Source organism: Halobacillus locisalis, assembly GCF_013694105.1.
Taxonomy (GTDB): domain Bacteria; phylum Bacillota; class Bacilli; order Bacillales; family Halobacillaceae; genus Halobacillus; species Halobacillus locisalis.
Genome location: NZ_JACEFG010000001.1, coordinates 1351396 through 1370000 on the forward strand (window position 1 = coordinate 1351396; position 18605 = coordinate 1370000).

The 18605-nt window shown below is 42.7% G+C and carries 16 protein-coding genes, 2 tRNA genes and 1 riboswitch (1 of these 19 running past the window's edge); of the genes, 4 read left to right on the forward strand and 14 right to left on the reverse strand.

Annotated elements, in window-relative coordinates:
* Positions 1 to 61: 61 nt before the first annotated feature.
* From ppx to H0266_RS07080, 3 genes are all read right to left on the reverse strand, one after another.
* Positions 62 to 1603, reverse strand: a complete 1542-nt coding sequence (ppx, locus tag H0266_RS07070) for an exopolyphosphatase (RefSeq protein ID WP_181471656.1) — start codon at positions 1601 to 1603, stop codon at positions 62 to 64.
* Between the two features lie 86 nt (positions 1604 to 1689).
* Positions 1690 to 3585: a PrkA family serine protein kinase gene (locus H0266_RS07075; protein ID WP_181471657.1), complete on the reverse strand. Its 1896-nt coding sequence runs from the start codon at positions 3583 to 3585 to the stop codon at positions 1690 to 1692.
* A gap of 159 nt (positions 3586 to 3744) precedes the next feature.
* Positions 3745 to 3918, reverse strand: a complete 174-nt coding sequence (locus H0266_RS07080; protein WP_181471658.1) for a hypothetical protein — start codon at positions 3916 to 3918, stop codon at positions 3745 to 3747.
* A 183-nt stretch (positions 3919 to 4101) separates the two neighbouring features.
* On the opposite strand from H0266_RS07080, the gene H0266_RS07085 reads away from it, so the two are divergent.
* Positions 4102 to 4917: a lipoate--protein ligase family protein gene (locus tag H0266_RS07085; RefSeq protein WP_181471659.1), complete on the forward strand. Its 816-nt coding sequence runs from the start codon at positions 4102 to 4104 to the stop codon at positions 4915 to 4917.
* An 18-nt stretch (positions 4918 to 4935) separates the two neighbouring features.
* Entirely contained in the window at positions 4936 to 5880 is a 945-nt protein-coding gene (lipA, locus tag H0266_RS07090) for a lipoyl synthase (RefSeq protein WP_181471660.1), read from the forward strand.
* 537 nt (positions 5881 to 6417) lie between these two features.
* Here lipA and H0266_RS07095 read toward each other — a convergent pair.
* From H0266_RS07095 to H0266_RS07125, 7 genes are all read right to left on the reverse strand, one after another.
* Positions 6418 to 6669, reverse strand: coding sequence for a hypothetical protein (locus H0266_RS07095; protein WP_181471661.1), 252 nt, complete (start codon positions 6667 to 6669; stop codon positions 6418 to 6420).
* A gap of 335 nt (positions 6670 to 7004) precedes the next feature.
* Positions 7005 to 7481 (reverse strand): tRNA (cytidine(34)-2'-O)-methyltransferase, encoded by a 477-nt coding sequence (locus tag H0266_RS07100; RefSeq protein WP_181471662.1) that lies wholly within the window; start codon positions 7479 to 7481, stop codon positions 7005 to 7007.
* A gap of 50 nt (positions 7482 to 7531) precedes the next feature.
* Positions 7532 to 8395, reverse strand: a complete 864-nt coding sequence (locus tag H0266_RS07105) for an amidase domain-containing protein (protein WP_343063226.1) — start codon at positions 8393 to 8395, stop codon at positions 7532 to 7534.
* 78 nt (positions 8396 to 8473) lie between these two features.
* The gene (locus H0266_RS07110) at positions 8474 to 9022 is read right to left on the reverse strand and encodes a methylated-DNA--[protein]-cysteine S-methyltransferase (RefSeq protein ID WP_181471663.1); all 549 of its coding nucleotides are present in this window, start codon (positions 9020 to 9022) and stop codon (positions 8474 to 8476) included.
* Positions 9023 to 9080: 58 nt separating this feature from the next.
* Complete coding sequence (gene queG, locus H0266_RS07115) at positions 9081 to 10214, reverse strand: tRNA epoxyqueuosine(34) reductase QueG (protein WP_181471664.1); 1134 nt, start codon at positions 10212 to 10214, stop codon at positions 9081 to 9083.
* 16 nt (positions 10215 to 10230) lie between these two features.
* On the reverse strand, positions 10231 to 11940 hold the full coding sequence (locus tag H0266_RS07120; protein ID WP_181471665.1) for an ABC-ATPase domain-containing protein: 1710 nt from the start codon (positions 11938 to 11940) through the stop codon (positions 10231 to 10233).
* 153 nt (positions 11941 to 12093) lie between these two features.
* A tRNA-Gly gene (locus tag H0266_RS07125) sits at positions 12094 to 12164 on the reverse strand.
* A 267-nt stretch (positions 12165 to 12431) separates the two neighbouring features.
* On the opposite strand from H0266_RS07125, the gene H0266_RS07130 reads away from it, so the two are divergent.
* Positions 12432 to 12620, forward strand: coding sequence for a hypothetical protein (locus H0266_RS07130; protein WP_181471666.1), 189 nt, complete (start codon positions 12432 to 12434; stop codon positions 12618 to 12620).
* 99 nt (positions 12621 to 12719) lie between these two features.
* Here the strand turns inward: H0266_RS07130 and H0266_RS07135 are convergent, their stop codons facing one another.
* Entirely contained in the window at positions 12720 to 13172 is a 453-nt protein-coding gene (locus H0266_RS07135) for a hypothetical protein (protein WP_181471667.1), read from the reverse strand.
* 283 nt (positions 13173 to 13455) lie between these two features.
* Positions 13456 to 14622, reverse strand: a complete 1167-nt coding sequence (locus H0266_RS07140; RefSeq protein WP_181471668.1) for a TraB/GumN family protein — start codon at positions 14620 to 14622, stop codon at positions 13456 to 13458.
* Positions 14623 to 14736: 114 nt separating this feature from the next.
* Positions 14737 to 14838, forward strand: a riboswitch (purine riboswitch).
* 61 nt (positions 14839 to 14899) lie between these two features.
* Between H0266_RS07140 and ade the strand changes: the two genes are divergently transcribed.
* Complete coding sequence (ade, locus tag H0266_RS07145) at positions 14900 to 16639, forward strand: adenine deaminase (RefSeq protein ID WP_181471669.1); 1740 nt, start codon at positions 14900 to 14902, stop codon at positions 16637 to 16639.
* 75 nt (positions 16640 to 16714) lie between these two features.
* Here ade and H0266_RS07150 read toward each other — a convergent pair whose 3' ends face one another.
* Entirely contained in the window at positions 16715 to 17953 is a 1239-nt protein-coding gene (locus H0266_RS07150; protein ID WP_181471670.1) for an NAD-dependent epimerase/dehydratase family protein, read from the reverse strand.
* A gap of 635 nt (positions 17954 to 18588) precedes the next feature.
* Positions 18589 to 18605 (reverse strand) — tRNA-Leu (locus H0266_RS07155) (it continues 65 nt past the right edge of the window).

Genomic DNA, 18605 nt, shown 5'->3' on the forward strand with positions numbered 1-18605 from the left:
GTCAGTATAACGCCAACATTAACGAGATATTAAAGGTTTGTAAATTTATCTTTAAAATACTTTACTCCCCTACTTCTCGTTCCACAAAAGATAGTTCAATATTCCTCTTTAATGACTTTTCTAAATGTTTTTTCTGCTTTTCAGCCTGGTATTCCTCAGGCATCCACTCTCCTTGACAATATAAAGTAATATGAAGGACACCATCATGACTCGCAACATTTAAGTCTTGAACCGTATGTCTTCGTGTGCTGTCCAAGCTATAGCAGAATTTCAATAACGCACCTAGCAATCGTAGCTTTTTCCGTTGATCTTTTAAAAACCATTTCTTATAGGGTTGCAAAAATTGCTTGAATACGGTTTTATTCTTGAACGAAGCTAGTAAAGCGAGTCGTAAACGCTCCATATGCATAAGCCCATCAATGGTGCGGTTTGCTAACAGATAAAACGTGTGTTGATAACTTGCTTCACTGTCAATATAGTCACCCAAATTAAAGACATAGCTTGCCCTTTTCACTTCCAGCCAATCATTTTTCTTCAGAGACCCAAGCCCTTTTGCATGAAGCTGGTGGAACAGTTGGTGGGCTAAATGTTGGACGTGAGAGATATGCTTGATGTTCAAGTCATAATCACTGACAAGTTCATGAATACTTTCTTCTAGAACATCAGGAAAGACAGATGTCCCCATATCTTTTGTTAATTGTTCATAAAACACGCCATCCCTTAGACCCTTTCGACTCAGAATAAACCCATCAGCCTCTACGGTGTCATACAACGAATGGAAGACCTCTGTTGCCGGTAATATGATGTCAGCACGATCTTTTGACAACCCTTCCACTTTTTGAATCTTCTTCATAGAAAGTGTAAAGAGATAATTTTTGATGAAGGAAAGATCACTATCCTTCATCTTATATTGATGAAGGCCAGCTAATGGATATTCTTTTAAGTTCTGATCAATCTGCACCAAATTTCGAGCTCCTCCGCCTATACCTATAAGCGGAATGTTCTTCTCACGCAACCAAGGCAATGATTTAAACTCTTCCAATAGATACTTCCTCAACTTATAGAACTCTTCCTCTGTAGGTAAGTCTTTCTTAAAGAAATCCTGTTTAAGCGTCAAGGCACCGAAAGGAAAGCTGTGCGACTCTATAAGCTTGCGGCCTTTGAAATATGTAATCTCCGTACTACCACCACCGATGTCAACCGTTATCCCCTCTTGTACGGCCGTCGAATTGACCACCGCCAAATAGCCGTAATACGCTTCTTCATGCTCAGATAGTATCCGCATATCGAAACCTGTCTCGTTTGATACACTTCTTATGATTGTTTCTTGGTTCTCTGCCTGACGAATCGTCGCCGTTGCTACACACACCATTTCTTCTAAGCTATAGGATCCGGCCACTTCTTTGAAGCTTCTTAGTGTTGTAATCAGAATACGGATCCCCTCTTCAGAAAGGTCGCCATTTTCTAGCAAATGATTGCGAAGACGAGCCACTGCTTTTACATTCTCTACTTCTCGTAAACGTCCACTCTTGTCTTTTAAGTAAATCACCAAGCGCATTGTGTTCGAGCCGACATCTATGATTGCATAATAACTTCTCGCCATCTTCTCACCTGCATTTCATTTTTTTGCTATTATAACACAGTTGATCCACTATCCCTTAGCGGAATAGTGGATCAAAAGGTCATGATTTATCGGTTAAGCAGGCTTCCGACATACTTCAATAATTCATTGGCTGAGCTCGAGTTATACCCATGCTCATCCACTAGTGTTGCGACGACTTCATTGATTTTCTTAAGCTGTTGCTCATCTGGCGTTTTCGTTGATGTTGTAATTTTGACAACATCTTTCAAATCAGCGAATAGCTTTTTCTGAATCGCTTCGCGTAACCGTTCATGGGACTGGTAATCGAACTTCTTGCCTTTACGCGCATAGGCGGAAATCCGAATGAGGATTTCTTCACGAAACGCTTTCTTTGCATTCTCCGACACACCAATCTGCTCTTCAATCGATCGCATCAAGCGTTCATCCGGATTGAGTTCTTCTCCGGTGAGAGGGTCTCTTAGCTTCGCTTTGTTGCAATAGGCTTCAACATTATCGAGATAATTATCCATTAACGTTACAGCAGACTCTTCGTATGAATATACGAACGCTTTCTGAACTTCCTTCTTCGCCAGGTCATCGTATTCTTTTCTAGCAAGCGAAATGAAGTCCAGATACCGTTCTTGATCCTCTTTTGAAATCGAGGCATGACTTCCGAGTCCATCCTTTAACGATCGTAAAACATCTAACGCGTTGATCGACGTCAGCTCTTTCTTAATAATAGTGGAAGAAATACGGTTAATGACGTAACGAGGGTCAATTCCACTCATTCCCTCATCCGCATGCTCTTTCTTCAGTTCTTCCACATCTACATCGCTGAATCCTTCTAGAATCTCACCATCGTAAAGACGCATTTTCTTAAGAACGTCTATGGAAGCCTTCTTCGACTCTTTCAATCGAGTTAAAATCGTGAACATCGCTGCAACTCGTAACGTATGTGGCGCGATATGAACATTACGAATGTCACTTTCTCGAATCATCTTCTCATAGATCCGTTCCTCTTGACTCACCTTCAAGTTATAAGGAACCGGCATAACAATCATACGTGAATGCAAGGCCTCGTTTTTCTTGTTGGCGATAAACGATTTATATTCCGCTTCGTTCGTATGGGCGATGATCAATTCGTCTGCACTGATGAGCGCGAACCTGCCAGCTTTGAAGTTGCCTTCCTGCGTTAAACTGAGTAAGTGCCACAAAAACTTCTCATCACACTTCAGCATCTCCTGAAATTCCATAATGCCTCTGTTCGCTTTATTTAATTCTCCGTCAAATCGGTAGGCACGTGGATCAGATTCTGACCCGTATTGAGCAATGGTAGAGAAATCGATCGATCCAGTTAAATCGGCAATATCCTGAGACTTCGGATCTGATGGGCTGAAGGTACCAATGCCTGTACGTTTATCCTCTGAGAAAAAGATGCGTTCAACAAGGACATCTTCAATACGTCCATCGTACTCTTTCTCCACCCTCATCGTATTCAGAGGTGACAGGTTCCCTTCAATACGGATGCCGTAGTTTTCTTGAAACTCACCACGTAAGTGCTGAGGAATCAAATGGAGAGGGTCTTCATGCATCGGGCATCCTTTAATGGCAAAGACAGCCCCCTCATCTGTGTGTGAGTATTTTTCAAGCCCTCTTTTCATTAGATTCACCAATGTTGATTTACCACCACTGACAGGCCCCATCAACAATAAGATACGTTTTCGAACATCTAATCTGCGAGCAGCCGGGTGGAAGTATTCTTCTACTAACCTCTCCATCGCTTCATCCAAGCCATAAATGTCATCATCGAAGAACTTGTATTTCTTATGATCATGTTCTTCTACAACTCCCGCACTTTTGATCATATTATAAACACGGGAATGTGCAGATTGTGCTAAATAAGGGCGTTCTTTCAAAAGCTCTAAGTACTCCGCGAATGTACCTTCCCATTTCAATTCCTCTTCTTGTTCACGGTGGTCTTGTATTTTTCTTAAAATGTCCACTTTGCTAGACCTCCCCCGTCCTAATAGACGAAATTTATATATCCTATGCCCTTCCGAGACAAAACATGTGTAGTTTAGATGAGCGATGGGGGTTTTAACAGCTGCATTTCATTGTGGGGACGGACAAGCAGGCACAAAAAAAAGACTAATCGATTATGATTAGTCCTCTTCTCTTCCTTCTTGGTATTTTTTCCTTTGTGACATGCCCATCACTAGAAAAATGATGAACAATACAATATTGAGCCACCTGTAGTCATCGAAAAAGAAAGCGAGAATCGCCCAAATGGCTGAACTGATAAAAAACAAAAGACTGGATAAAAGCGTCTGGTTCATCGCTATCCTCCTCTTTTATAATACATATTCCTATTATAGTCTTACTTGCATATATACAGCAAAATCTTTATTTAGGGTTCTACTTTCGTACCCTTTAGCATTTTTTGACATGGAATCATCTGCTTGTTAGAATTGTTTTGAACATTTTAACACAATAAAGCACATAAGAAAGAAGGACTGTAAATGGAAACATGGTATTATGTCGATTCTGGGCATTGCACACCAGCTATGAACATGGCTTTGGATGAAGCTCTCATGAATTGGCATCGCCAAGGGAACATCCCTCCCGTCCTTCGCTTTTATGGATGGGAACCAGCAGGATTATCTGTTGGGTATTTCCAAAAAGTAAAAGGGAAGATCGATCTAGAAGGAATCAAGCATCATGGTTATGAACTCGTCCGCAGGCAAACAGGAGGACGAGCTGTTTTGCATGACAAAGAACTGACTTATAGTGTAATTGTTTCAGAAGAGCATGAAGCGATGCCAGCCTCTGTTAAAGACGCTTACCTCGTCATCTCACGTGGCCTGTTGGAAGGCTTTCTGGAACTTGGGATCAAAGCAGAATTCGCTGTTCCTGAAGAGAAGCTCGGTACAACAGGATCTGCCGTCTGTTTCGAGGAGCCTTCATGGTATGAATTGATTGTAGAAGGGAAAAAAGCTGCAGGGAGCGCACAAACAAGAAAAAAAGGAATCATATTACAGCATGGTTCTATCCCGATTGACGTCGATGATGTAAAGCTCTTTGATATGTTCATATATAAAAATGAGCGAATAAAAGAACGGGCCCGTCGCGCTTTCAGTGATAAAGCTGTTGCGATCAACCAAATCCTTGAAACGCCTATTACGTTTAATGACACGAAGCATGCATTCAAAAAAGGGTTTGAGAAAGGGCTAGACATCCACTTGGAGCCTTTCGAACTCTCTGATGAACAGTGGCAGGAAGTCGAAGCCATTGCAGAACAACGGTACCGTTCAGACGAGTGGAATTACTCAAGATAACTAAGGAGTGGAAATCACATGGCTAAAAAAGAGGAATACATAAGAAAGCCGGACTGGCTGAAAATCAAAATCAATACAAACAAATCTTACACCGGCTTAAAGAAATTGATGCGCGACAAAAAGTTGAACACCGTCTGTGAAGAAGCCCGTTGCCCGAACATCCACGAATGCTGGAGTGAGAGAAAAACGGCAACGTTCATGATTCTAGGAGATACTTGTACACGAGGATGTCGTTTCTGTGCTGTGAAAACAGGCCTTCCGAATGAATTGGACTGGGGCGAGCCGGAACGTGTTGCCGATTCTGTTGAAATCATGGGACTGAAGCACGTTGTCGTAACAGCCGTCGCTCGTGATGACTTGAACGACGGAGGCGCTGCCGTATTTGCTGAAACGGTAAAAGCCATTCGTAACCGTGTACCAGGATGTACAGTAGAAATCCTCCCTTCTGATATGAAAGGCGACTATGACAGCCTTCATACATTAATGAGCGGTGAACCAGATATTTTCAACCATAACATTGAAACCGTTCGCCGCTTAACCAAGAAAGTACGTGCAAGAGCGATGTACGACCGATCTCTTGAGCTATTGCGCCGCGTGAAAGAAATCCGTCCAAACACGCCGACGAAATCAAGCCTTATGGTGGGGCTCGGGGAAACCAAAGAAGAAATTGTTCAGGCTATGGATGACCTTCTCGCCCATAATGTTGACATTATGACGATTGGACAATACCTCCAGCCGACCAAAAAGCATCTGAATGTTGAGCGCTACTATCATCCGGATGAATTCGAAGAACTTAAGCGAATCGCATTAGAAAAAGGCTTCAGCCACTGCGAAGCGGGTCCTATGGTACGTTCTTCTTACCACGCAGACGAACAGGTAAATGCCACATCTGCTCAGCGCAGAATCAAGTACATGAAGGGATATGAATCCCAAGGCGAGGAATTAGATACAACAAACTTCTAATCAATCAGAACCCTGAACAATCATTCTCAAGATGTTCAGGGTTCGTCATCTTATTAAGAATAGGGGTGGTTTTGAAACAACTCTCTTTCCTGCGGGGGAGCCGCCGAGCCTCCTCGGTCGTTGCACTCCCTGTGGGGTATCGCCTAGGTCCTTCTCCCGCGGGAGTCTCGCTGTTTCAAAACCACCCCTTCCGACATGGAGAAGAACGAACCCTCAACGCGGTGTGTTATGTATCAAGATTTTCGCACACATGACTTTTATGTGAAGTGAACCAGCATGGCCGAAGTTTTCGTTCTCCTAATAAAAGTAAGAAGGGCCGGGAAATGGCGAGACTCCTGTGGGATGTACATGATCGGTGAGATGCCGCAAGGCGAAGCCTGAGGAAGCTCACCACATGCCCTCGGAAAGCGAGTCATTTCCCGGCCCTTCAAACGCTACACAATGCAACGGAAACCACTAGAAGGTATCAACAATAAGCCTTATAAGCAAATAACGAAATCCCCTCTGAAGGAGAGCCTTCAGAGGGGATTGTTTTGTTTACCAGAAACCACCATACGGAGGACGGCCATAGTAGCCTCCACCGCCATAATAGCCACCATAATAAGGAGGACGGTAGTATGGAGGTCTTGGTCCATAGAATCCGCCGCCACCATATAGCCCTGGAGCGATAGCACCGCCTAGAAACCCACCAAGTAAACCTCCAGCGAACGGTCCGAAAAAGAACCGTTCATCGTCTTCACGGAAGCCGTCTTCATAAGGATACGGTTGTTGATAAGGAAAATGATTCATTCCTATGCCTCCATTTCACTCTTGGTTATTCACCTACTCTTCAACCTATGTCACCGTCCTGTTCTTTGTATGGGCACGTGTCTTTGGGTAGAGAATAAAATTAGATGGACAAACAATTCACATCACATTGGAAATAAGGTATAATGAAATCAGTCATACTTGTCTGGTAGATAAAGGAGGAAATAGTTCATGAATCTTACATTGATCATCCTTGTAAGCTTAGCCTTTTTGTCAGCGATCTTCTCTGCAGGGTACGACATCAAAGGTGGTAAACCAAAGAAAAGCACACAAATATAAAAAACGCATCCCTCGTGGATGCGTTTTTTCTTTTGATACTATTTGATCAAATTCGGAAACCCTTGTTGCTTGAGAGCGTCGAACAAGATGATGGAAACGGTATTCGATAAATTCAATGAACGTACTTGTCCTGTCATCGGGATGCGTAAACATTGATCTTCAAGCCCTTCGAGCAAAGATGTTGGAATCCCGTCACTTTCCCGCCCGAAAATGAATAGTAGCTCTCTTTCTGTCGAACTGAAATCAAAATCTGCATACGATTTTGTTCCGAAGTTTTCGATATAATAATATTCGCCATCTGGAAACGCCGCATACAATTCATCAATCGAATCGTAATAATGGATTTTCACATCGTGCCAGTAGTCTAAACCTGCACGCCTGAGCATTTTATCATCGGTAGAAAAGCCGAGCGGACGAATCAAATGTAATTCAGAGTCTGTAGCCAAACATGTACGAGCGATATTTCCCGTGTTGGCTGGGATTTCTGGTTGAAATAATACAATATGATTTGGCATATTTTCACCTCAGTCTAGTCTTTGTCAACTAGGCTATTATATCATACACATCAACCATCAATATGGAAAAACTTATATTGAATATTGGGTGTGTAGGCGGTTGAGTCTTCATACGCCCAATACCTGTGACGGCTATTGGAGGTGTGGGCATTGACCAAAGGCATTCCATCGCTGTTTTTCTTCACTACGATGGTATTATGATCGAACCGGCCATTCCCTTGAAAGTCGTAACAGATGACATCTCCTAAAGAAAGTTGATCAGCCGAGGATACCTCACTCGCTGTCAGTCCTCGTCTCGATCCACTCAAATACCATCTTAAGGCATGGGCGACCGCCCAACTATAGCTCCAAGTATTCCCGCTATACCACCACCCTTTTGACCGGTTCGGTGCCCCCCACATAGGTGCACCACCGGCACGCAAACATTGTGAAATGTAATTTGTGCAATCAACATCAAAGTGTTTATACGCTGGGTTATAACTGTTCCACCAACGCTCTGCATACCGTACGGCTTCCCTACGGTTATAGGTGAACGGTTCACGTTCCTCCTCTTCCTTTTCCACAAAGTCAGAAGACATCCGTGCATCTGTTTCAAGAGCTGTCTCCGTTTGGATATTTTGCTTAATCAAGTCCTCTCCAAAGAAGGCAGCCGTGCCTTTATACATCCCCTCTTCCAAGTAAAACTTACGCCCTTCTTTCATTAAACAGGTCAAGGTTAACAGATACTGAAGGGAAGAATGACGGCCATAGGCATTTCGATGAAAGGGTTGGATGGTAAACGTGATTCTCTGCAGGTGCCCACCACGTTCCGTAAACCCCCTCACTTTCCTTTGTAGCCACATCTCCTCTTCCTGTTCCATTAATCGATCTATAATTCCTTCCCAATATCTTTGAAGTTGATAGGTTAGGCTCACTTCTTCCCCTCCTCCCTTCATCGTATGAAGGAAAGAATCATTCCATACAAAAAACCGCTCTTCCGATGGGAAGGGCGGTTAAGGTTGATTGGTTACAATGGTTCGTTGTTTCTCGAAGTCTAACAATTGCTGCTTTTTCTCTAATCCACCAGCATATCCGACCAGCTTCCCATTGCTTCCAATGACACGGTGACACGGAACAACAACGGAGAACGGATTTTGATTGATGGCACCACCTACAGCACGAATCGCCTTAGGGCTGTGCATGGCAGTGGCAATTTCTTTATAAGAACGCGTCTCTCCAAATGGAATATCGTGAAGAAGGGTTCTCCACGTTTTTCTTTGAAAGTCGGTACCATAGCAATTTAAAGGAAGGGTAAACTCATCTCTCTCACCCTCAAAGTATTGCAACATCTCTTTCTTCGTTTGGCTCACATAGGGATGCTCTGGATCGTAGACCAATTCCCCTTTTAGAAGATGCTTCTTCTTCCATGCTTGAAAAGAGGCGAGACGGTCTTCATACGTGCCAAAATCAATACGACATACCCCACTATCATTAGCTAGAACCGTCATAGATCCTATAGGGGTCTCGAACGAGTCATAGTACATGAAAGACCGATGATTCATAGACATCTCCTTCTCTTACAAAATTCTTAGAGTCTATTATTACATGCATGATGAATGGTTATTGGAACTCGAATTGGAGCCCTTTTTCCATTTCAACGAGTACTTGTGAATCTTCCTCTTTGATCATAGCATCTTTAATAGCTTCATAACAGTCCTTTTTGCCAATTTTTCCAAGTCCCCACGCAGCCGTTCCTCGAATAACAGGGCGGGGATCTTCTTTCATCAAGCGAACCAACTCATCCACTGACGTTTCATCTTTATAATGAGCAAGTGCGATGATCGCGTTTCTTTGAATCGGTTTCTTCCCGCGCCACGAACCGGATATCGGACCGTAAGTTTCTTTGAATTGTCGATTGGAAATAGAAAGTAGTGGAATAAGTTTTGGTTTCACAACCTCAGGATCGGGCTCGAATTCTTCGTGTAAATGAAAATCTTTTTTACGATTTTTTGGACAGACGGTTTGGCATGTGTCACATCCGTACAGTCGGTTCCCGATCTTCGTCCGGAATTCATCCGGCAAGAAGTCCTTCGTTTGAGTAAGAAAAGCAATGCATCTCTGCGCGTTCAGTTGGCCGCCTTGTACTAAGGCATCTGTTGGACACGCGTCAACGCATATATTGCAGTCTCCACAACTATCATCGACCGGTTCATCCGGCGCAAACGGAATGTTGGTCACAATTTCTCCTAGATATACATATGATCCGAATTCAGGAGTGATCACGGCACAGTTTTTACCGCTAAATCCAATTCCTGCCCTTTCCGCGACAGCACGGTCAGAAAGTTCTCCTGTGTCGACCATTGACTTCATTTCAACTTCTGGGAAATGCTGTTGGATAAAGGCACCCAGCTTATTCAGGCGATCACGCAGCACGTCATGATAATCCCGCCCCCAAGATGCTCGACAAAAAATACCACGTCGATCACCTTTTTTACTTCTAGGTGCATCGTGCATTTTAGAAGGGTAGGCCAGGGCGATGGAGATAATCGATTGAGCTCCAGGCATTAACCGCCCTGGTTCCGTTCGCTCTTCGACGCTTCCTTTTTCAAAACCTGATTGATAACTTAACTCTTGTTGTCGAATTAAACGTCCTTTGAGTTCACCGAACACATCGGCAGAGGCAAAGCCAATTTTATCAATGCCAATCTCTTTGCTGTACGCAATTACTTCTTCTTTAAACTGATGGAAATCCACCCCGACTCCCTCCTTTCTATCTTAAATCTTTCACTTTTGCTGTTCGAATACGGTTTAATGTTGCCGCTATTTCAAAACGCCTTGGTCGGGCTAACTCTCCTGGATGTTGATTCTGAAATGGTGCAAAAGAGGCTAATCCTTGCTCGTCCAATTGTCGTTCTAGTTCGTCTAACAGTTTCGCTAGCGACTGTTCCTTTTTGAGCCGTCCTTTTTTATCTAAATGCATAATGAGATCGGCAATGAAACGGGTTTGAGATGGATCCACAAGTTGCTCCACATCAGATAAATCAATATCCGTTCTCCCCATGATGATTAAACCTTGACCTTTAGCCTGTACTTTTTCCTTTTTACCTTTTCTCGTCTTTAAACTATTCGGCAGAAAGGATCGCTGAGGAATGGATCCGAATGTCGGTTCAGACATCTCGCTTCGGTTCATTGGATAACGGCGAGCAATGTCTTTGGCACGAATCGTTGCATTAGCCGGAATATATTGATCCATCATGATGACATCATCGGCCACTTGAAAATAATCGCCAGATCCGCCCATCACCATAATGGTTGAAATATCAAGTTCATCACGCATTTGCTTGATTTTATCAATAAATGGCGTAATCGGTTCTTTCTCTTTTACGACTAGCTCCTGCATTCTTTCATCTCGAATCATGAAATTCGTAGCACTCGTATCTTCATCAATCAAAAGAGTCCCAGCTTCCGCTTCTAAAGCCTCCATTACATTGGTGGCCTGAGATGTACTTCCGCTTGCGTTTTCTGTTGTGAAACGGCTCGTATCCGTTCCATGAGGAAGGTTCTTAATGAAAGGTGAAATATCCACTGAGGATACATGACGACCGTCCTCAGCTCGCACTTTGACCGCTGAGCGATCTGTCAGTACGTATTCACGACCGTCTCCCTTTATATGAGGATACACCCCTCGTTCGATGGCATTCAAGAGGGTACTTTTACCATGATAACCGCCTCCGACAATCAATACAATCCCCTTCTTCATAGCCATTCCTGTAATCGGTTCCTTTTGATGAGGGATGGAGAAGGAGACACGATTCTCTTCAGGGCTTTTGAAAGGCACTGCTTCTTTCATAGGTCGATTACTTACTCCACTTTTTCTCGGCAAAATCGAACCATCCGCGACGAATGATACCCAATCATTCTTCTCCATCTCTTCATAGATCGCATCGTGTTGATCGGCTAGCTGACTTGCTGCATGCAAGGTATGATTCTTTATAGAAAAAATGGATTGTTCCATAATCTCAGGAATCAACGTGAAGAACAACTTCTCTGCTTGTTTACCATTGATCCGACGCCCGTTTGCAGGCAACCCTACGGTCATACAAACCGTTGTTCCATCAGGGCCAAAGGTCACCGCTGTTCTCTCGAGAATTTCCTGACCTGGCTGATCAATGGCTACCATACCACTCTTTCCTGAACCTTTTACAGATTGATCATTGTTATGAATGGCACGAGCAACTGCTCTTGTGAACTGATCTTCCGTATAGATTTGTCTACGCTTGGTTTCTTTCCATTCTGATTGAATCTTCCTCTGATCATCAGGTACGATGACTCTTATTTTAGAAGGCGCCGCAAATGGGTCGCCCTGAACGTAATCGATTTTCAATGTGTACTTCTGGAACGGATAAGTTCCTTGAATTCCTTTATATCCTTTATAACTTTTACCATCGATTTGTTTCAATTGCTGCTCTAATTTCTGCATAGTTTTCCCTCCTACAAAAAGTATCTCATTAAGAGGTTTATCCTTTTTTAGTCAATAAAAAACGCAATGCTTCGTTACCCAATTAACGAAACACTGCGTTGTTCACATAGTATAAAAATAAGTACAGCGCCACTACTTACAGAAGTGACTAAGAGCGGGTGAAGGGAATCGAACCCTCATCATCAGCTTGGAAGGCTGAGGTTTTACCACTAAACTACACCCGCATATAAACCATTCTTGCAAAGCATATGTTGTCTGACAACCAACCTCTTTGCTACATTTGTAATTATAACAACCACGTTTTAGTGTTGCAACACAAAATTTACGTTTTTTTGTCGAAAACTTAACTTCTCATTCATATTGGAAGCTAGTACCCCTTGTTTTACTTAGTATATGACGTCTGATCAAGAGATAAACCCTTTAATGAAATTTAAAAAGTGAAACTTTTTTCTTCCTTGTTCGTAAATAGATAAAAAAGGGGGGGGCCGGTCATGATTAATTTATTTCTCGGGATTATGATGCTTGGCATTCTCGGGTTATTTATATGGAGTTATGCATTCGATCCGAACAATGGATTGGTTGTTTCTTTCTCTAAAAAGAAATTTGTTTTCACATTAACCATCATTCTATTACTTACTCTCTACCTTCTATCTACAGGAATCTATCACACCTTCCTGTAACGGATCACACCTTAAACCTTTTTCTAAAAGAGGGTATTGACCTCTGACTCATCCTCTATAAAAAATCAAAAAGCCGCCTGATGCAGGCGGCTTTCTCTTTTACAAGATAACTGTATTCTTCAATCCAGCGATTAACAATTCGAATTCTTCATTGACCTGCCTCAAAACTTCAGGGTCTTTGTAACTTTTCTCTTGAGTGATGGACAAGCTCGGTTCAATGAGTAATGTACGTCCGCCCATAAACTCAATCTCTAACTTCTTCGGAGGTGTATTTTCAGTCAAACTGTAATCTACAAACCATTCTTTCATTGAGATGATCCGTTGTGTGAACAAAGTTTCTTTCGTAACAGCCATGTCAGGCGTAATTCCGAGAATCGTTAGCGTGCGATCATTACGGTTTACGATGAAAAGTTGATGTACATCTGGCGTCAATACTTCAAGCGAGCAGAAGTTGTCGGACTCGAATACATCCTCTGTAAACTCCAAAACAGCCGCCGATCTTAAACTCTCTAAGCTAGATGAACGTAACCTTTCTTTCAACTCAATGGACAATGTTCATTCCTCCTTAAGTAGTTTCAGAGGTAATGTGCCCGTTTTATTCCTATTAAAAACGCTTTTTATCCATATTAAACAAATATTACCACAAGTTTTTATTGCAAGGGTTCAATGGTTGTAATCCTTCGACAGGAATAGAAAAAAATAGCTAAGCGGAAAGTCGGAGCACTTGAAAGAGCCACATATTGCGACAGAACCTGCAATATTACTGGAGAGGTAGATAACCGTGGTGATTCAGTTTAAAAAAAAGAGAAGCCACGTTCGCTTCTCTTCAACCAATCTATAGATTTTCGAAAAATAACCGTAAGACATCCGCTCCACCAATCAATGTTCCTAAGGAGCTTCCGATGTTAGCGAGAACGACGACAAGGAGAATACGCGTCACTTTATTACTCCAAAACCCTTTGACCGATGTTACATCTTCCGATAAAGACTCGAAGTCCGATACGTTTGGACGACGGAAATAAGCTTGCACAAAACCAGCAAACCAACCAGCCGCAATCAAAGGATTGAGTGAAGTGATCGGTGCTGCAATAAATGCAGAGACGACAGCAATCGGATGAGCTAAAGCAGCCGCCGCTCCGATGGCAGAGAAGGAGCCGTTCCACAACACCCAGCTGATGGATTGTTGTGCACCTGCTTCTGGGTTCGCATAAAACGTATAGGCAATGATCGAGATGATGAAAATCGGAATCCCCCAACCAATGACTTTAGGCCATTTCGATTTTGGCTTCCGCTTCGTTAGTTGATCTAGGTCATGATCGTCATGAATTTGCTCTTTGATTCCTGGAACGTGAGCAGCGCCAAGTACAGCCACTACTTTGTCACCGGGAGCCTCCTTGATTTTTTGAGCTAAATACTGATCTCGCTCATCAATCAGTGGTTTCTTCAATGCTGGAAAATGTTCCGTCATATCTTGAAGCATCCCATCCAGCATGTCTTGAGATTTCATTTTCTCCAATTCCTCTTCTGAAATCGATTCATTGCTGAAAATGCTGTAAATGATGGACGTCAGGAGTTTCATTTTCCCCCAGAAACCAATATTGGACCATATTCTAGAGAAAGTAATTTGGATGTTACGATCGGCTAATACGAGCTCTGCCCCCATCTCATCGGCCGATTCAATACCTTGAATCATTTCTTGTCCTGCTTTAATCCCGAATTGTTTCGCCATCCTCCGTTGAAATGAAGAAATGGCTAAATTCATTAGAAGTAATGTTGCTTTTCGATCTTTAATCACTTGAAAGATATCGGTGTTCTTCCATTGATCTCCTTCTTTGATGGAACGATAACGCTGTTCATCAAGCTCAACACAAACAGAATCAGGCCGCTCCTCTTCGATGACTTGTTTAACTTGTTCTGCACTTTGTTTTGAGACATGTGCTGTCCCAATTAAAATTAATTCTTTATCATTGATATGGATTCTTGTAATGTTCTCTTCTGTCATATCTACCTTCCTTTAACGTATGTACAATTTTTCAAAACAACGCTTCTTTCTATTGTACCAAAAATTTAGTCTGTATTGACAATCCAGTAGTTAAACGGATAGAATCTCTATTAATTATCCAATTTAATCTCCACTCGTATAGGTTCGGAAATATGGTCCGGATGTTTCTACCAAACCACCATGAATGGTTTGACTACGAGGAGCGGCGTCACATGTCCCGCCCCACCTCCATGATTCCTTTACGAGTGTTTCTAACAACCTAAGGAGCGATTCTTTCATGAACCAACCTAATCATTCTCTCTATCAACAACTTCACGCAGCAAGTAAAAAGACGATAGCTGATCTTGTCATTAAAAACGCACGCATATTAGATGTTTTCAATTCTGATTGGATCGAAGGCGACGTCGCCATTATGAACGGAAGAATCATCGGCATCGGAGAATATGAAGGAGAACAAGTCCTAGATGCAGATTATCGGTACCTCTGCCCTTCTTTCATTGATGGACACGTCCACATTGAGTCCTCCATGGTACCCCCCGCTGAGTTCGCTCAAGTAGTCATGCCCCGTGGCGTGACTACCGCGATTACAGATCCACATGAAATTGCGAATGTCGCAGGTACAAAAGGAATCGAGTTCATGCTCGAGGATGCGAACCGAACGGAGATGGACCTGTTTTTCATGCTCCCATCATCGGTCCCCTCCACACCTTTAGAAAATGCCGGAGCTATTCTTCAATCTGATAACCTACACCCTTTTTATAAGGATGAACGCGTGCTCGGCCTAGCAGAGGTCATGGATTACCCGGCTTTGAAGAATGCAGAAGAAGGCATCGTAAAGAAAATCATAGATGCTCAAAACAACCAAAAGAAGATCGACGGTCATTTAGCCGGTCTCCCTACCGATGCGATCAATGTCTATAGGACTGCAGGCATCCACACAGACCACGAATGTACAACGGCAGAAGAAGCAAAAGAACGGTTGAGGAGAGGCATGTATGTTTTGCTAAGAGAAGGATCTGTTGCCAAAGACCTCAAGCAACTCCTCCCTGCCGTGACAACCGCGAACTCCAGGCGCTGTTTATTCTGTACGGATGATAAACACCTCGATGACTTAGTAGACGAAGGAAGTATTGACCATCACATCCGGCAAGCCATACAATACGGCATTCCCGCAGAAACGGCTTATCAAATGGCGTCCTTGAACGCAGCAGAATGTTATGGATTATCTAACAAAGGGGCGATTGCACCTGGGTATGATGCGGATTTATTACTTCTAGACAATATAGAAGATGTTAAAATTCATGAAGTTTATAAAATGGGGAAATTAGTCGCGAAAAATGGGCAGTACGTGGGGCAAACGAAAGAAAAACTTCCGGAAGAAGCATCTATTTTATCCTCCGTTCACTTTCCAACTATCTCAGAGTCTGATTTGCAACTTACAATCCATGCGTCAAAGAAAGCGAACATTATCGGCATCAACCCTAATCAGTTGGCTACTAACAAACTTATAGAGAACGTACAGGAAATCAATCAAATGTTCTCACCTAGTGTGAAACATGACCAATTGAAAATGGCGGTTGTTGAAAGGCATCATCAAACAGGAAACATTGGTGTTGGTATTGTAAAAGGGTTGCAATTGAAGTCAGGAGCGATTGCGACAACCGTTGCCCATGACTCGCACAACATCGTGGCAGCTGGAACAAACGACCAAGACTTACTTAAAGCCATTGAAGTTCTCAGACAATCTCAAGGAGGGCTGGTGATTGTAAAGGATGGAGCCGTCCTAACATGTCTTCCTTTACCTGTTGCCGGACTCATGTCCCCTGAGCCCTACATGGACGTATACGAAGAACTCCATTCGTTGAATCGTTCGATTAGGGATTTAGGCTTTGAAGAGAACTTCAACCCTTTCCTCACCCTATCCTTTTTGACATTACCCGTCATACCAAAGCTAAAATTAACGGATACCGGTTTATTTGACGTAGAACAGTTCAAACATATCGACGTATCCCTTTAGCATAGTCAAGTTCAAGGAAAAACTAAACGCCAGGACATCAACTGTCCTGGCGTTTAACTTTATCTATTATTGATATTAGTTAACAGAGCTTTCTTCTTTCGTTTCAGGAATACCTGGTTGCTGCTCTTTCGTCCACGTACTTGTGGCTGGAATCTTCGAGTGATCCGCGCGTCCTGCATACTTCCCAGCGACCTCTGTGACTTCTTGTAGCAACCCTTCATCAAGCGTCGTAGGGTTCAAGCCTTTCGAAATGAACAAATCGTTCTTAACGTGCAGGTCGTTCTCAGGCGCTTCTTTACGAGGGTTAGACACATACGCAATCTCTCCACCCGTCAACTTGCTGACTAGCTTAGCCAAATCATTCACACGATGCGTCTCCGTCATCTGGTTAAAGATCATGACTTGTTCTTCACGCGTTGGAGCGTTCGCTATAGCAAGCTCGACACAGCGGACAGTATCTTGAATGTGAATAAAGGCACGAGTCTGTCCACCTGTTCCGTGAACCGTTATCGGGTATCCAACAGCTGCCTGCATAAGGAAACGGTTTAACACAGTTCCATAATCACCGTCATAATCAAAACGGTTAATCAAGCGATCATCCATTTTGGTTTCCTCTGTATTCGTGCCCCATACAATCCCTTGGTGGAGATCCGTAATCCGGACATTGTCATTCTTATTATAGTACTGGAATAAGAGTTGATCTTGTGATTTTGTCATATGATACACAGAACCAGGATTAGTGGGATACAACACCTGTTGCTGAACGCGCTCACCAGTATCCGTTTGAACTTCCACGTCTAAGTATCCTTCAGGAATCTTCATACCTGCTGTACCATAGCCATACACACCCATTGTTCCTAAATGCACAAGATGAATGTCTAAGCCTGAGTCAACAATCGCACAAAGTACATTATGAGTAGCATTCAGGTTGTTATTGACTGTATAGCGCTTATGTTTTGGTGATTTCATTGAGTAGGGAGCCGAACGCTGTTCAGCAAAATGAACGACAGCATCTGGCTTTTCTTCTTGCATTACTTTCAAAAACGTTTCATAGTCTTCCGCAATGTCAATGTTATAAAAACCAATTTGTTTGCCTGTCTTCTCTTCCCATGCTTTCAACCTCGTCCCCATCGGCTGAATAGGAGTGAGTGACTCCGCTTCTAATTCATTATCAATATTACGTCTAGAGAGGTTATCAATAATAACGACATCATGACCGACATTAGACAAGTGCAAACTCGTCGGCCAACCGCAGAAACCATCCCCACCTAAGACAAAGATTTTTTTGTTTGATTGATTGCTTTCCAAATTCACTATGACTCACCCTTTACCAAGTAGTTAAGTTACTTCTTTTCATTAGATAGAAAGTTTTTTCCCTTAGAATTAAGAAACATCCTGCTCTCCTTTATTTTAATCGATTCTTGAGATGCATGAAAGAAAAGGCGAACAGTTTCTAGACATTATTCGTCCAATTTCGATGTATTCAAATATTATTCGCATGTTTAGTCACTCTCATCCACCCTAGAGCCTTCGAACAATCTTGAATCCTTCCTTGTTATGTATCTCATATGCGTGTTCGGTGAAACTGCTCTGAACTCTGAAACATTTCAGGTCCTTTATGATATTCATAATACAAACATATCGAAAAAGATCGGGGAATACAAATTTATCGACTGTCCACTGTCACATGTTAAGTCAGCCGCTCTTTTCCAACCCGTTTTGAAAGACGCTTCAAACAAGTGGAAAGCATAAGGGTTTTGCATTCAGAAAAAAATCATCCATATTGAAGAGGATGTCCTATTTTACTCTATTATGAAAGGTAGCTTATGTAGCATGAGAATGGAGAAACTGAGGTGAATGTGAACACAAAAAAGAAATAGCTCGTGTTCTGATATTCTTTAGATCAAAAAAAGACTCCCTCACTTGAATGAGGAAGTCTTTTAATTTAGTACCGGTGGCCGGGGTC